This window comes from Camelimonas fluminis (assembly GCF_014656355.1).
In the GTDB taxonomy this organism is placed as follows: Bacteria; Pseudomonadota; Alphaproteobacteria; order Rhizobiales; family Beijerinckiaceae; genus Camelimonas; species Camelimonas fluminis.
Genome location: NZ_BNCG01000006.1, coordinates 38,252 through 54,132, shown reverse-complemented (window position 1 = coordinate 54,132; position 15,881 = coordinate 38,252). Strand labels below are relative to the sequence as shown.

Annotated in this window: 12 protein-coding genes; 4 read left to right on the top strand and 8 right to left on the bottom strand. The window is 65.5% G+C overall.

Translation table 11 applies throughout. The annotated features are described in order from the left end of the window. The coding region (locus IE243_RS09370) for an AMP-binding protein (RefSeq protein WP_191319092.1) at positions 1–1,102 on the top strand (1,102 nt) is incomplete at its 5' end. 530 nt (positions 1,103–1,632) lie between these two features. Then, positions 1,633–2,943: an MFS transporter gene (locus IE243_RS09365; RefSeq protein ID WP_191319091.1), complete on the top strand. Its 1,311-nt coding sequence runs from the start codon at positions 1,633–1,635 to the stop codon at positions 2,941–2,943. 274 nt (positions 2,944–3,217) lie between these two features. Here the strand turns inward: IE243_RS09365 and IE243_RS09360 are convergent, their stop codons facing one another. From IE243_RS09360 to IE243_RS09325, 8 genes are all read right to left on the bottom strand, one after another. Beyond that, positions 3,218–4,234: a cyclase family protein gene (locus IE243_RS09360; protein WP_244643017.1), complete on the bottom strand. Its 1,017-nt coding sequence runs from the start codon at positions 4,232–4,234 to the stop codon at positions 3,218–3,220. A 413-nt stretch (positions 4,235–4,647) separates the two neighbouring features. Beyond that, entirely contained in the window at positions 4,648–5,973 is a 1,326-nt protein-coding gene (locus IE243_RS09355; protein WP_373301633.1) for an MFS family transporter, read from the bottom strand. A gap of 276 nt (positions 5,974–6,249) precedes the next feature. Continuing rightward, the gene (locus IE243_RS09350) at positions 6,250–7,107 is read right to left on the bottom strand and encodes an ABC transporter ATP-binding protein (protein ID WP_191319198.1); all 858 of its coding nucleotides are present in this window, start codon (positions 7,105–7,107) and stop codon (positions 6,250–6,252) included. 205 nt (positions 7,108–7,312) lie between these two features. Continuing rightward, the gene (locus tag IE243_RS09345; RefSeq protein WP_191319197.1) at positions 7,313–8,641 is read right to left on the bottom strand and encodes an ABC transporter substrate-binding protein; all 1,329 of its coding nucleotides are present in this window, start codon (positions 8,639–8,641) and stop codon (positions 7,313–7,315) included. A gap of 110 nt (positions 8,642–8,751) precedes the next feature. Further along, entirely contained in the window at positions 8,752–9,828 is a 1,077-nt protein-coding gene (locus IE243_RS09340) for a branched-chain amino acid ABC transporter permease (protein ID WP_191319090.1), read from the bottom strand. Positions 9,829–9,839: 11 nt separating this feature from the next. Continuing rightward, positions 9,840–10,790, bottom strand: coding sequence for a branched-chain amino acid ABC transporter permease (locus IE243_RS09335; protein WP_191319089.1), 951 nt, complete (start codon positions 10,788–10,790; stop codon positions 9,840–9,842). Between the two features lie 111 nt (positions 10,791–10,901). Then, the gene (locus IE243_RS09330) at positions 10,902–11,717 is read right to left on the bottom strand and encodes an ABC transporter ATP-binding protein (RefSeq protein ID WP_191319196.1); all 816 of its coding nucleotides are present in this window, start codon (positions 11,715–11,717) and stop codon (positions 10,902–10,904) included. Between the two features lie 26 nt (positions 11,718–11,743). Beyond that, positions 11,744–13,678 (bottom strand): AMP-dependent synthetase/ligase, encoded by a 1,935-nt coding sequence (locus tag IE243_RS09325; RefSeq protein ID WP_191319195.1) that lies wholly within the window; start codon positions 13,676–13,678, stop codon positions 11,744–11,746. Between the two features lie 451 nt (positions 13,679–14,129). Here IE243_RS09325 and IE243_RS09320 point away from each other — a divergent pair, with 451 nt between their 5' ends. Then, the gene (locus IE243_RS09320) at positions 14,130–14,801 is read left to right on the top strand and encodes a DUF1007 family protein (protein ID WP_191319088.1); all 672 of its coding nucleotides are present in this window, start codon (positions 14,130–14,132) and stop codon (positions 14,799–14,801) included. Positions 14,802–14,825: 24 nt separating this feature from the next. After that, complete coding sequence (locus tag IE243_RS09315) at positions 14,826–15,863, top strand: nickel/cobalt transporter (RefSeq protein WP_191319087.1); 1,038 nt, start codon at positions 14,826–14,828, stop codon at positions 15,861–15,863. The last annotated feature ends 18 nt before the right edge of the window (positions 15,864–15,881 follow it).

Below are 15,881 nucleotides of genomic sequence, written 5' to 3'. Positions count from 1 at the left end.
GGTGGAGGCGCCTGTGGCGCGCTACTGGAAGGCCATGACCTCCGGCGGCTCCACCGGCCGTCCCAAGGTGATTGTCGACCACATGCCGGCGATCCACGACACCGTGGCGATCCCGCCGCTGGTTCATCAGGATGCGCGCCTGCTCAATCCGGGGCCGCTGTATCACAATGCGCCATTCATCATTTCCCACAGCGCCCTGCTTGGCGGCGGCCTGCTGGTCGGCATGCAGAAGTTCGACGCCGAAGAGGCCCTGCGCCTGATCGCCGAACACCGCATCGACTGGGTGAATTTCGTGCCGACGATGATGAGCCGCATCTGGTCGCTGCCGGAAGACGTCCGCAAGCGCTACGATGTCTCCAGCCTGAAGACCGTGTTCCACATGGCGGCGCCCATGCCGCAATGGCTGAAGGAGGCATGGATCGACTGGCTTGGCGCGGAAAAGATCTATGAGCTTTATGGCGGCACCGAGCGCCAGGCCTCTACCGTCATTCCTGGCACGGAATGGGTGAAGCGCAAGGGCTCGGTGGGTCGCGTCGAGAACGGTCAGGCCAAGGTGGTCGATGAGGCCGGCAATGAATTGCCGCGCGGCGAGGTCGGCGAAATCTTCCTGAAGGCCGCCGACGGTCCCGGAACCACCTACCACTACATCGGCGCTGACGCGAAGCGCGACGCCGGGGGCTGGGAGTCGCTCGGCGACATCGGCCACATGGATGAGGAAGGCTACATCTGGCTGGCTGACCGGCGCTCGGACATGATCCTGCGCGGCGGCGCCAACACCTATCCGGCCGAGGTCGAGGCGGCGCTGATCGCCAATCCGGATATTCGCAGCTGCGCCGTCGTTGGCCTGCCCGATCCGGATCTCGGCGCGCGCATCCACGCCATCATCGAGATCGCGCCGGAAACCTCAGCCGACGCCCTGCTGGCGGGGCTGCCGGCGTTCCTCAGCGAGCGCCTGAGCAAGCCCAAGCATCCGGAAAGCTACGAATTCACCAACGCCACCGTCCGCGATGACGCCGGCAAGGTGCGCCGCACCATGCTGCGCGACGAGCGCATCCGCTGGATGGAGGAAGGCCGCGATTTCCGGATTCCGGCGCCGCGCTAGCATTGCCAGGGCGGCGGACACAGCTTCGCCCGAAGACAGTACGGCTAAACTCTCAAAATGATGCGGGCGCCCCCATGGGGCGCCCGTTTTCATGTCGGCGGCGCGCGTTTGCCGGACGCCGGCGCCCCCGGTTGGGCGTCGCCAGGCATGTCTGCCATGCCATGAACGGGACCCTGCTGCGGCGAAAGCAGTATTGCAGCCGCGAGGCCAGACATTTACGCAGCGTTACGAACAGGTTTCCAGCAATCCGTGATGTTGCGGGCGCCGGCCTTTCAGGTTGAAGCAACGGTCTGCTTTCCAGCCCTGATCAGGCCGGCTTTCCACCCGGAGGCTGTCGCGGGCAAATCGTCAGCGACAATCTGGAGCACGGCCGGCTTTACCGCCGGCGATCTGCAACGGCGACCTGTAAAATCAAATCAGCCGGCGCCGGGCTGGCGCGCGTGTTTCATGCGCGTCGGCCTTGTTCCGGCTTCGCGTCGCCAGGGAGAGCCATCTCCAGACGCGGCGACCTCACCGCCGGAGCCCATCGCGTGTCCAGCTCAACAACACCCCTGCCCGCCGGCAATTCCCCGGCGCGGGTTCTCGCCGCCAGCCTGATCGGCACCACGATCGAATTCTTCGATTTCTATGTCTACGCCACCGCGGCGGTGCTGATCTTCCCGAAGCTGTTTTTCCCCGCCAGCGACCCCACCAGCGCGCTGTTGCAGTCCTTCGCCACCTTCGCCATCGCCTTTTTCGCCCGCCCGATCGGCGCGGCGATCTTCGGCCACTTCGGCGATCGCATCGGCCGCAAGGCCACCCTGGTGGCGGCGCTGATGACCATGGGCGTTTCCACGGTGCTCATCGGGCTGTTGCCAGGGTATGAAACGATTGGCGTGGCGGCGCCGCTGCTGCTGGCCCTGTGCCGGCTGGGCCAGGGCCTCGGTCTTGGCGGCGAATGGGGCGGCGCGGTGCTGCTCGCCACGGAGAACGCCCCGCCCGGCAAGCAGGCCTGGTACGGCATGTTCCCCCAGCTGGGCGCGCCCATCGGCTTTATCCTCGCCAATGGCTCGTTCCTGGCGCTGGACCACATGATGACCAACGAGCAGTTCCTGAACTGGGGCTGGCGCCTGCCCTTCATCGTCAGCGCCGCGCTGGTGCTCGTCGGCCTGTATGTGCGCCTGAAGGTGACGGAGACCCCCGCTTTCAACAAGGCGGTGCAGCATAACGAGCGGGTGCGCGCGCCCATGCTCGCGGTGTTGCGCGAGCACCCTGGCGCCCTGCTGCTGGGATCGATCGGCTCAATGGCCACCTTCGTGCTGTTCTATCTGATGACGGTGTTCTGCCTGAGCTGGGGCACCGCGCGTCTTGGCGTGCCGCGCGATACGTTTCTGCCGCTGCAGATGCTGGCGGTGCTGTTCTTTGGCCTCGGCATTCCGGCTTCAGCCGTGCTGGCCGACCGGCTGGGCCGGCTGCGCGTGCTGATCGGCGTCAGTCTCGCCATCGCCGCCTTCGGCTTCCTCACCGGCCCGATGTTCGGTTCCGGCAATCTGTGGCTGATTGGCCTCTACCTGATCATCGGCCTCGCCCTGATGGGCTTCACCTACGGCCCGCTGGGCACGGCGCTGGCGGAGCTGTTCCCGACCTCGGTGCGCTACACCGGGTCCTCGCTCACCTTCAATATCGGCGGCATTCTTGGCGCGTCACTGGCGCCGTACATCGCCACCTCGCTCGCCACCACCCATGGCCTCGCCGCCGTTGGCTGGTATCTGACCATCGCCGCCCTTCTGACCGCCGCCGCCCTGGCGATCGCGGCGCGGCGCATCGCCAGCTACAACGTCGCTGTCAGCCCGGCGGAGTAAGCCGGAGGTCCTGGCGCGACGCCGCAAACACGGACGAAAGGGCGGCTCTGGCCGCCCTTTCCTGTTTCTGCCCGGGCGTTTCCGGTGAAAGCCAGCTCACCTGAAAACGCTTCGTCCCTTTAACGTGACGCATTTTCTTCACGAAAAGTGGGCTCCACTTTTCTCGAAAATGCTCCAGCCAGCGTCCCCTCACCGGGTCAGGGCGAAACGCCCTCCTCACCAGAACGGCGCTGCGCCACCAGATCCGGCGCGAAACCGGCAAGCCGGTTTGCGACTACCGCACCGCCACGGGCGTGAAGATGGCCTGCACGGAGCCGGTAATGCGCGGCGGCGACAGGATCACCATGAACTCGCTCGCCTTGTCGGCCGCCAGGTCCTTCGTGACGATATTTTCCAGGATGTAGGTGCCCTTGCGCGCCAGCAATTCCTGGTGCACCGGGAACAGATCCTTGGTTTCGCCCGGCAACACTTCGAGCGCCGCCGTATCCGAGCCAATGGCGATAACGCCCTTGCCCGTCAGGTATCTGGCGCCGTCCATGCCAAGACCCGGCTGCACAGCGATGTATTTCTTGTTGTCCTTGCCGATCATGTCGGCCCAGCCGGTGTGCAGCAGCACCACGTCGCCCTGACGGATCTCGACGCCCTGCTTCTTCGCCGCCTCCTCGATTTCCTTGCTGTTGATCGGCGTGCCTTCCTTCAGCATGTCGACGCCCTTCAACGCCGCGATGTCGAGCAGCACGCCGCGCGCCACCACCGGCGGGAACTTCTCAAGGCCGAGCTTCTTCAGGCCCTTGATGTCAGCGAACTCATGGATCTTGTGGCCGTTGTAATAAACGTGGTCGACGCCGAGATGGCCGAGGCCATCGATATGGGTGCCGGCGCCGTTCCAGCCGACGATCATGTCGTCGTTGTAGGTGGCCTTGTTGGGGCCAAAAACGCCGTTCGGACCGGCCTGGGCCGGCTGCACCACCAGGATCTCCATCTTGCGCGGCTCATAAGCCGGCAACGACAGGTTGGATTCCATGGCGAGGTTGTAAACCTTGCCAGTCTTGACCAGATCGGCCGCCTTTTTCACCAGCTCGGGCGTCTGGTAATTGGCCGCGCCCACCTCATCCTTCGGCCCCCACTTGGACTTCGTCCAGTCCTGTTCGGTTTTGCCAGCCGGAGCGGCGTCATCCTTCGCCAGAAGCGCCCCGCCTGGCGCCGCCGCCATGGCGAGCGCCAGCGCCGCCCCCAGACCTGCCCGCCTTGCCGCGGTCATCCGTTCCCTGGCCCCATGCACAACCGTCATGAAATGTCCTCCCCGCAAACCTGCTTGTCCGCCCGTCGCGTCGGGCGGCTTGTGGTTCTTCGAGCCGCCGTGGCGCAGTGCGATTCCCGCCTGCCCCGACGCCGGAACCCGTTGAGCCTGGCTCTTCGGGGACTGGTTCAGGCCAGAGCGGCGCACAGCATGCGCCTTCGCGATCTGGTATGATGCGCCCGGCCCATGAAGTGTGCGGCGCCCGGCAAGCATTAATCAAGCTTCCCACAACCCACAGTTTCGTGTCCGGCAAGGAAAATCCGCCGCTTACATCAGTCGGCGGCGCTCTTTTCCTGCATCAATGAACGAAAGTTCTGCGACCACCGTCAAAACACAACGGGCGCTCCAGCCTGGCCGGAGCGCCCGTTGTCGTTCGTCCATTGTCGCGATGAAGTCCGGCCGGCTCAGTGAATGCCCTCGCCGCGCAGATAACCTTCCTTGCGGTTGTCCGGCATCAGCAGGCCAACCACCAGCACCAGAACGGCCATGGCGGTGACATACCAGCCGAACCAGGACTCGTGACCGGCGTTCTTGAGGGCCAGCGCCACATATTCGGCGGTGCCGCCGAACAGGGCGTTGGCCACCGCGTATGGAAAGCCGACGCCGAGGGCGCGCACTTCCGGCGGGAACAGCTCCGCCTTCACCACGCCGCTGATCGACGTATAGAAGCTGATCATCAGCATGCCGGCCAGCACCAGCGCGCCGGCGATGAACGGGGTCGACGCCGTGGCGATCTGCGTCAGCAGCGGCACGGTGCAGAGGATGCCAAGCACGCCAAAGATGATGATGCAGGTGCGCCGGCCGATCTGGTCCGAGAGCGCGCCGAAGGCCGGTTGCGCGATCATGAAGATGAACAGCACCGAGGTCATCACCACGCTGGTGGCGGCGGCAGGCAGACCTGTCGTGTTGATGAGATATTTCTGCATGTAGGTCGACCATGTGTAGAACATGAGCGACCCGCCGGCCGTCAGGCCAAGCACCAGCAGGAAAGCCTTGGGATGCTGCGCCAGCAGGGCCCGCAGCGAACCCGCCTCCTTGCGCTGGGCGTGATCGTCGGACAGCGTCTCGGTCAGCGTGCGGCGCAGGAACAGGGCGATCAGCGCGGCGATGGCGCCGATGAAGAACGGAATGCGCCAGCCCCAGGCCCGCATGTGCTCATCATCGATCGTGGCGTGAAGGATCAGCACGACCAGCGAGGCCAGCAACTGGCCGCCGATCAGCGTCACATACTGGAAAGAGCTGAAGAAACCGCGCCGCCCGGCCTTGGCCACCTCGCTCATGTAGGTGGCGCTGGTGCCGTATTCGCCGCCAACCGACAGGCCCTGCACCATGCGGGCGAGCAGCAGCAGGGCGGGCGCCAGAACGCCAATGCTCTGATAGGTGGGCAGCAGGCCGATCATCAGCGAACCGCCGCACATCATCAGCACCGCGATGATCATCGAGCGCTTGCGCCCGTACCGGTCCGCGACCATGCCAAACAGCCAGCCGCCGATCGGCCGCATCAGGAAGCCGATGGCGAACACCGCCGCGGCGTTCATCAGTTCAACGGTCGGATTGCTCTTGGGAAAGAAGGCGTGTGCGAAATAAACCGCCGTGAACGCGTAGGCGTAAAAATCGAACCATTCGACCAGGTTGCCGGAAGAGGCGGCGAAAATCGCAAAAATGCGTTTTCCGTCAGACATTCCGCTGTTGTCGGACCCGGTCGCCAGGGGCGTGGCGGCATGACTCATGAACAGCTCCTGCAATTCACCATCAACCCCCGCGCCCGGCATAGAGCCGATCGCGGATAAATCAACAACCCGACCAGGGTTTTCCCGGTCCACCGCCCCAATCCGAAGCAGTTTCCCCGGCCATGTCACAATCTGGCCACAAACCGGACAGCACGGACACCCTCAACACTGCCGGATCGCCAGACGCATCCTGCCGCCGTAACACAGGCGTGGTCCGCATCTTCTTCCCCACGGACCTCCAGGGTCATCGGCATGGCCTGGCGCCCGCCAATTCCCCTACGTTAACCAGCGTTTGCGACGGCGATAACTCTTGACCGCACGGAAGGATTTCCGGTCGCCCTCCGACACGCCCAGATAGAACTCCTTCACGTCCGCATTGGCGCGAAGCATCTCCGCGTCGCCGTCCATCACCACGCGCCCGGTCTCAAGAATGTAGCCGTAGGTGGCGTACTTGAGGGCCATGTTGGTGTTTTGTTCGGCCAGCAGGAAGGATACGTTCTCGCTCGCGTTCAGTTCCTTCACGATTTCGAAGATCTCGCCAACGATCTGCGGCGCCAGACCCATGGATGGTTCATCCAGCAGCACCAGCGCCGGACGCGACATCAGCGCCCGGCCGATGGCGCACATCTGCTGCTCGCCGCCGGAGGTATAGCCGGCCATGGATTTGCGCCTCTCGCGCAGGCGCGGGAAATAGCCGTACACCTTCTCCAGATCCTGACGGATCGCCGCCGCGCCATCGCGACGGGTGAAGGCGCCCGTGAGCAGGTTCTCCTCGATGGTGAGGTGGCCAAAGCAATGGCGACCTTCCATCACCTGAATACAGCCGCGCCGCACCAGTTCGTTCGGGCTCATCCGGTCGACGCGCTCGCCCTGGAACATGATGGAGCCGCGCGTCACCTCGCCCCGCTCCGCCCGCAGCAGATTGGAGATGGCTTTCAGGGTCGTGGTCTTGCCGGCGCCATTGCCGCCAAGCAACGCGACGACGCCGCCACGCGGAACCTCAAGCGAAACGCCCTTCAGCACCAGAATGACGTGGTCGTAGATGACCTCGATATTGTTGACTGCCAGGATAACGTCGCGACCGGCCTCGCGGCTGACCTCCCCTGGCGGCGCGGGCGCCGCGCTGCTGTCCATCGCCATCGCTGTGCTCCCCCGATGGAAAGGCCCGGTCGGGCCGGCGGCTGACGCGGTTCCGGCGAAATCAGTCTTCCCGGAACCGGCTCAGGTCTTTGGTCTGGCGCATTTTGCTAATGAAAAGTGAGTCCACTTTTCCGGAAAATGCTCTGGCGCCCGGGAAGACTGGAGCCAGACCGCCGGCTCCAGCCGTTCAGGCGCGGACCTATTTGCTGTCGCAGGCTTCCGAGCGCTTCGGCCAGCCGGCGTTCTTCTCCACGTAGTCCTTCGCCGCGGCGGCCGCGACCGGACCAACCTTGTCCTCCATGGGTTTGATGGGGCCGCCGATCTTCACATATTTCTCGCCGTCCCACTCCTGCACGAAGGCGGCGCCATGGCCGTTGTGGTCGGCGCAGCCCAGTTTCAGCGGATCGGTGAAGCCTTCCATGCCCAGCTCCTTCAGCCGCTCCGGCGTCAGGTTGATGGCCTCCAGCCCACGGCGCACGTCCTCGCCGGTCACCGCCTTCTTGCCGGTCAGCTTCTGGGCGTTGCGGATGCCTTCAGCGATCAGCATCGAGTTGTAGACGCCGCGATTGTAAAGCACCTCGCCTTCCTTGCCTTTGGCGACCTTGCTCAGCCCCTTGTCGACCACGTGCTTCTGGATGTCCTTCAACACCGGGAAATCCGTGCCGACGCCGTGCCAGTTGAGCTCGCGAAACCCTTTGGCGCCAGCCCCGGCGGAGCGGGCGTCATCCTCGGACGGCCACCAGATCGAGATGAAGCGGTTCATCGGATAATTGATGCGCGTCGCTTCCTTGATCGCGGTGGGATTGAGCGCGCCCCAGCCGTACATCACCATGTAGTCGGGCTTGTCGCGGCGGACGCCGAGCCATTGCGACGACTGGTTCTGCATGTCGGTGGCGGCCACCGGGTACAGCTTCAGCTCGAAGCCGAGGTCTTTGGCGAACTGTTCGAACATCGGGATCGGCTCCTTGCCGAAGCCGGCGTCGAGGTAGATGTAGCCGATCTTCTTGCCTTTCAGCTTGTCCAGCCCGCCCAGTTCATCGGCGATGTGCTTGACGATGACGGAGAGACCGTCCCAATAGGTGTTGGGCGGATTGAAGATCCACGGAAAGGTCTGGCCATCGGCCGAGGCCGACAGGCCGTAGGCCATCGACAGCACGGGGATCTTGTCAACGGCGGCGCGCGGGATCAGCGGCAGGGTAATGCCGGTGGACCAGGGGTTGACCATCACCGGATTGCGGCCCTTCACCGCCTCGTAACACTCCAGCCCCTTCTTGGTGTCGTAGCCGGTCTCGCATTCCTCAATAACGATCTTCGCGCCGCCGACGCCGCCGTCGCGCTGGTTCAGCATCTCCAGATAATCGCGCATGCCGTTGGCAATCGGGATGCCGGAGCCGGAGAAAGGTCCGGTGCGATAGGTGAACAGCGGCACGAAATTGGCGTCCTTGCCGTCCTGCGCCTGAACGGGGCCCAGTTGCCCGCCCAGAAGCATGGCGGCGCCTGACGCTGCCGAAAGCAGAACCTTGCTCATGTAACCCATGGCTGTCGTCCTCCATGTGCGGCGCGGCGCCCTGCCGGTTCTGCTGGCGCTGGCCGGTTTATGTTCTTTCGTTGCGCGTCACTCCCATGTCCGCCCCGCGGTCAATACGGGAACGGCCAGACGCGCAACTTCTGCTTGATGGTCCGCCAGATGCTGGCGAGGCCGTGCGGCTCCACAATCAGGAAACCGATGATCATGGCGCCCACGACCATGAAGGTGATGTGCTCAACGGTGGCGGCGCCGACGCTGAGACCCAGCATGGGAAACAGCGATTTCAACACGATGGGCAGACCGTAGATCAGCGCCGCGCCAAGGAACGAGCCGATCAGGCTGCCGAGACCACCGATGATCACCATGAACAGGATCAGGAACGACTGGCTGATGGAGAACACCTCCGGCTCGGCCGAGCCGTACCAGAGAAACACCATCAGGGCGCCGGCGACGCCGCAGTAGAAAGACGACACGGCGAAGGCCAGCAACTTGGTCGGCAGCAGGCGGATGCCCATCAGCTCGGCGGCGATGTCCATGTCGCGCACCGCCATCCAGCTGCGCCCGATCCGCCCGTGCACCAGGTTCGAGGCGATCCACGTCAGCAGCGCGACGATCGACAGCACCACCAGATAACGCAGCTCCGGCGTGGCGTGCGGCCCGGTGATCGGCATGCCGAACAGGGTGCGCACCGGCGCTTCGATCGCCCCGGACACGTTGTTGTTGTACAGCCACGGAATGCGGATGAAGCACCATTGCAGGAAGAACTGCGCAGCCAGCGTCGCCACCGCCAGATAGAAGCCCTTGATGCGCAGGGACGGCAGGCCAAAAACCACCCCGACCGCCGCCGAGAAGAAGCCCGACGCCAGAATCCAGACGATCAGGTTCACCTCGGGAAAGAACGTGGTGAGCTTGTAACAGGCGTAGGCGCCCACCCCCATGAAGCCGGCGGTGCCCAGCGACAGTTGGCCGGTGTAGCCCGTGAGCAGGTTCAGCCCCAGCGCCGCCAGGGCGAACACCAGCAGCGGAATCATCACCGCGCTGAGCAGGAAGCCGCCGCCAAACAGCGGCATCGCCACGAAGGCGAGCAGCAGGATGATGGCGAGGCCGATCCGGTCCTGGCGGATCGGAAACACCGCCATATCCGCCTTGTAGCTGGTCTTGAACTGGCCGGTTTCGCGATAGAGCATGGCTCGGCCCCTCAGATCCGTTCGATGATTTTTTCGCCGAACAGGCCCTGGGGCCGGAACAGCAGGAAGGCCAGGGCAATGAAATAGGCCAGCCAGGTCTCGATGCCGCCGCCCACCAGCGGCCCCCAGTAGAACTCGCCCAGCTTCTCGCCGACGCCGATGATCAGGCCGCCGACGATCGCCCCCGGCACCGAGGTGAAGCCGCCCAGAACCAGCACCGGCAGCGCCTTCAGCGCCACGATCTCGAGCGCGAACGACACCTCGGAGCGGGCGCCCCACATGATGCCGGCGGCCAGCGCCACCACGCCGGCGGTGAACCAGACGATCACCCAGATCTGGTTGAGCGAAATGCCCACCGACAACGCCGCCTTGTGGCTGTCCGCCACGGCGCGCAGGGCCCGGCCGATGCGGGTTTTCTGGAAGAACACGGCCAACGCGGCGACCATGATGGAGGCGATGATCGCCGCCGCGATGTCGATTTTCTGAAGCGACACCCGCCCGCCCAGCATTTCCACGTCGATGACGCCGCGCGGCAGGCCAAGCTGTTCGGTGATCATCGCCTTGGGATTGCCGCCGAACACCAGTTCGCCGAAACCGATGAGAAAATAGGTCAGCCCGAAGGTGGCCATGAACAGGATGATGTCCGGCTGGTTGACCAGCGGCCGCAGCACCACGCGCTCCACCGCGACCGCCAGCAGGAACATCACAACCAGGGTCAGCGCCAGCGCCACCCAGGCCGGAACGCCCTTCTCATACAGGCCAACCAGGGTCAGCGCCGCGAACACCACCATGATGCCCTGGGCGAAATTGAACACGCCAGACGCCTTGAAAATCAGCACGAAGCCGAGGGCGATCAGGGCGTAGAGCACGCCGGAGACCAACCCGTCCCACAGCGCCTGAACCAGCAGGTCCGGCGCCCCGGCCATCTGGACGAAGGGATCGATGAAGATGTTGTAGAGCATCGTCCCGTCTCCTGATGCATTCCCGCAAAAGTAGGCGCCACTTTTCGTGACAAACAGGCGTCAAACCAAAGACATGGAGCGCTTCCGGCGAGTCCCGCCGGAAGCCGGCCACTAGTGCGCCACGCCGAGATAGGCGTCGATGACGGCCTGGCTGGCCTTGACCTCATCCGGCGCGCCGTCAGCGATCTTGCGGCCGTATTCCAGCACCACCACACGGTCGGAGAGATCCATCACCACGCCCATGTCGTGCTCGATCAGGGCGATGGTGACGCCGAAGGCGTTGTTGACGTCGAGGATGAAGCGGCACATGTCCTCCTTCTCCTCCAGGTTCATGCCCGCCATCGGTTCGTCGAGCAGCAACAGGTCCGGCTCCATGGCCAGCGCCCGCCCCAGCTCCACCCGCTTCTGCAGGCCGTAGGGCAGCTTGCCGACCGGCGTCTTGCGCACCGCCTCGATTTCCAGAAAGTCGATGATCTCCTCGACGACGCGGCGGTGGCGGATTTCCTCGTCCAGCGCCGGGCCATGGCGCCACAGCTGCCAGAAGAAGCCGCGCTTCATGTGCAGGGTGCGGCCAGCCATGATGTTGTCGAGCGTGCTCATGCCCTTGAACAGCGCGACGTTCTGGAAGGTGCGCGATATGCCCTGGGCCGCTGCATGGGAGGGGCGCATGCGCCGCCGCGTCTGGCCGCGAAAGCTGATGCGGCCCTCCTGAGGATGATAGAAACCGTTGATGACATTGAGCATCGAGGTCTTGCCAGCGCCGTTGGGGCCGATGATCGCCCGCACCTCGCCCTTGCGAATATCGAAGGAGACGTCGCTGATCGCCTTGACGCCGCCGAAGCGCAACGAGACGTTCTCCACGGTGAGCAGGGGCTCGCCCTTCGCCACGCTGTCGTCCCTGCGGCTGAACAGCGCCAGACCATTCATGCCCTGACCGCTCATGGTCTGACCGTTCATGGCCGCCCCCCGTTCGCCTGCGCTCGCGCCTGTTGCGGATCGCCGCCCAGATCATGAACCCGCAGCCGCGCCGACAGCCTGCCCTTGCGCCCGTCCTCGAAGGTGACTTCCGTGGTGATGTCGGCCTCGGCGGATCCGTCGTAGAGCGCCCGCACCAGCGGCGCGTAGCGCTCGGCGATGAAACCGCGCCGCACCTTCTGGGTGCGCGTCAGTTCACCGTCGTCCGGGTCCAGCTCCTTGTGCAGGATGATGAAACGCCGCACCTGCGAGGGCACCATCGCCTCCTCCTGCGCCAGCGCGGCGTTGGCGGCGATGATGTCCCTGCGCAGCAGTTCTGCCACCTGCGGATGGGCGGCCAGCTCCTGATAGGAGGCGTAGACCACGTTGTTGCGCTCAGCCCAGGCCGCCACCGCCGCCAGGTCGATGTTGACGAAGCAGGCCACATCGGCGCGGCCGTCGCCGAAGGCCACCACTTCCTTGATGTTCGGATAGAACTTCAGCCGGTTCTCGATGTATTTCGGCGCGAACAGCGCCCCGCCGGCCAGCCGGCCAACGTCTTTGGCCCGGTCGATGATCTTCAGGTCGCCGTCGCCGGTGAAGAAGCCGGCGTCGCCGGTTTTCACCCAGCCGTCCGGCGTTATCGCCTCGCGGGTCTTGTCGTCCTCGCGGAAATAGCCGGTGAACATGCCCGGCGAGCGGAACTGCACCTCGCCATCATCGGCGATGCGCAGATCAACGCCGGGCGCCGGCGGCCCCACCGTGTCGGGCCGCGCCCGTCCGTCCGGCTGGGCGGTAACGAACAGAAACGCCTCCGTCTGGCCGTATAGCTGCTTCAGATTGATTCCCAGCGACCGGTACCAGGAGAACAACTCCGGGCCGATCGCCTCGCCCGCGGTGTAAGCGACGCGGATTTTTGAAAAACCGAGCGTGTTCTTCAGGGGACCGTAGATGAGCGCCTCGCCCAGCGCATACGCCAACCGCCCGCCAGCGGGCGTCGGCCGGCCCTCGAGGATGGCCTCGCCATGACGGCGCGCCACGGCGATACAGCGCCGGTACAACCATTGCTTGAAGCGGCCGGCGTCCTGCATGCGGATGGTGATGCGCGTCAGCAGGCTCTCCAGCACCCGTGGCGGCGCGAAATAATAGGTGGGACCGATCTCGCGCAGATCCTCGCTCACCGTATCGGCGGATTCGGGGCAGCAGACGCAGAAGCCGGCGACCATGGCCTGGGCGAAGGTGAGATAATTGTCGCCCACCCACGCCAGCGGCAAATAGGCCAGCACCTCGTCGCGCTCCGTCAACCTGTCGAATTCGCTCGTGCTGCGGGCGGCGGCGATGGCGCGCTCATGGCTGATCATCACGCCCTTGGAGCGACCGGTGGTGCCCGAGGTGTAAAGAATGATCGACAGGTCGGCCCCGCGCCCGGCGGCGATCTCCGCGTCCAGCCAGGCTTCGCCGCCCTCGCCCTGCCCCGCCAGGCGCTCGCGCCCCCGCGCCATCACCTGGTCGAGGTCATGCAACTGGCCGTGGTCATAGTCGCGCAGACCGCGCGGCTCGTCATAAATGATGCCCCGAAGCTCGGGCAGCTGATCAGCCACCGCCAGCAATTTGTCGACCTGCTCCTGGTCCTGCACCACGGCGAAGCGGGCCTGGGCGTGGGCGCAGACAAAGGCCAGCTCGTCCGCCACCGCGTCGGCGTAGACCGGTGCCGGCGTGGCGCCCAGCGCGTGCGCCGCCATCACCGCCCAATACAGACGCGGCCGGTTGAAGCCGATGATCGAGACGCAGTCGCCGCGCTTCACGCCGAGCGCCGCCAGTCCGCTGGCCATGGCGCGCGCCTCGCGGCGGGTCTCCGCCCAGGTCCACGTCTGCCAGACGCCGCGGTCCTTGTGCCGCCAGGCCGGGCGGTCGCCGCGATGGATCGCGTGCATGTCGAGCAACCGGACAAAGGTTTCGCCGCTGGCAGGCGCGGCCGCCGCCGTTACAGAAGCCTGAACGGATCCCGGCGGGATGTTTCCAGCCTCTGGAACGGCTGTCGACACGCGTTACCTCCAGCCCTGTCGCGACGCGTCATGCTTCACAGAAGATTGCGGTCGCGTTTTTATCCTGTCGGCGCAGAGCCTTGCAGAAATACATACAGGGCACAACACTTCTGGACGCCTGCATTTGCCATACTATCGTCCAATTGCCCCATCGCCCCCACCATGCCCGCGCGCCTGCTTGCGCCGACTGGCGCCGGCAAGTAATCAGCAACAGGTAATCTCATTGATACATTGGCGGAACATTGAAGCGACCGTTGCGCCGCGCCCGCGCCGGCGGTGGATGGCCTGATCGCGAGGACCGCGTTACATCAACCGGATCAAACCAGCGCCGGGGAGCTGCATGAGAGGCAAAACATTCCGATATGGGCGGCGCGTCGCCGGGGCCGCGCTGGCGGCCGCCGCGGCGTTGGCGCTTCAGGCCCTGCCGGCGCTGGCGCATCCGCACGTGTGGGTCACCGCCTCCGCCGCGCTGGTGTTCGACCAGGATGGCCGTCTCGCCGCCATCCGCCATCGCTGGATCTTCGACAAGGCGTTCTCCGCCTACGCCACCCAGGGCCTGGACAAGAATGGCGACGGCAAATTCTCGCGGCAGGAGCTGGCCGGCCTGGCGAGGGAGAACATCGACGGCCTCACCGAATTCGGCTGGTTCACCAACCTGAAGATCAACGGCGCCAAAACCGCTTTCGCCCCGCCCAAAGACGGCGCCATGGATATGGTCGACGGCCAGATCGCGCTCGGTTTTCTGCTGCCGCTCGAAAAGCCCGCCGGCCCCGGCAAGGCGATGATGCTCGACATTTCGGACCCCACCTATTTCGTGGCGTTCTCGCTCGCCGATGGAGACGGCGCCATCGCTCTGGAGCACGCCCCCGCCGGCTGCGTCGCCAGCATCACCCGCCCCAAGGCGCCGCCGCCGCAAACCCAGAACCTGACAGAGGATTTTTTCAATGCCCTCAACCAGGCCTCCGACTATGGCAGCCAGTTCGCCAACAAGGTGGTGGTGGCCTGCCCATAAATCGCATGCGCCAGGGCGCAGTCGATGACTGAAGCGCCGATCGACAGGGCGACCGCCGCCAGCGAGCTGACAGGGGACAGGCTGTGGAGCCGCCTCGCGCGGCGCATCCTGTTTGCGGTGATCGCCGTGGCCATCGTCTGCGGCGGCCTCGCCCTGCTGGCGCTGGCGTTTTCCCAGGCCGCGCCGCCGCCGCCACGCAATCCGTTCGCCGGCGGCATGGCGGAAACCGCCGCGGGCGGGCGCATCGGCGCCGTCGTCATCGCCATGCAGTCAGCGTTTTACCGGGCGCTGACGCAGGGACTACAAACGTTTTCCAGTGGCGGCGCCGGTCTGTGGGGCCTGCTCGGCGTCAGTTTCGCTTATGGGGTGTTCCACGCCGCGGGGCCGGGGCACGGCAAGGCGGTGATTTCGGGCTATCTTGTCGCCAACGAACGCACCCTGGCGCGCGGCGCGGCGCTCAGCTTCGCCGCCGCCATGCTGCAGGCGACCGTGGCCGTGGCCCTCGCCCTCACCCTGGCGCTGGTCTTCAACGCCACCGCCGCCATGGTGAAACTCAGCGTGTCGGTGGTGGAGCTGGTCAGTTTCGCCCTGGTGGCGCTACTGGGGGTGGCGCTGACCTGGCGCAAGGCCGGAGCGCTGGCGAATCCCGGAGGCCCCCAGCCGGCCGACGCCAGTTGCGGAACGGACTGCGGCCACGCCCACATGCCTGGGCCGGAGGCGGTGGACCGCGCCCGCGACCTGCGGGCCATGGCCGGCGTGGTGCTGGCGGCCGGCGTGCGGCCCTGTTCCGGCGCGCTGATCGTGCTGGCCTTCGCCGTGTCGCAACGGGCGCTGGCGGCAGGCATCGCCGCCACCTTCGCCATGGCGGTGGGCACGGCGCTCACCACCGGCGTCATCGCGGCGCTGGCGGTGTTCGCCAAGCGGCTGGCGCTCAGGCTGGCCAGCGGCGGAAGCATGAGCGGCGCCCGGGTGATGGCGGCGCTGGAACTGCTGGCGGCGGCTTTCGTGCTGGTGACGGGTCTTGCCCTGCTCGCCGGCGTCCAGGCCGCCGGGGCAAGCTGACGCCAGGTCGCGAAGATG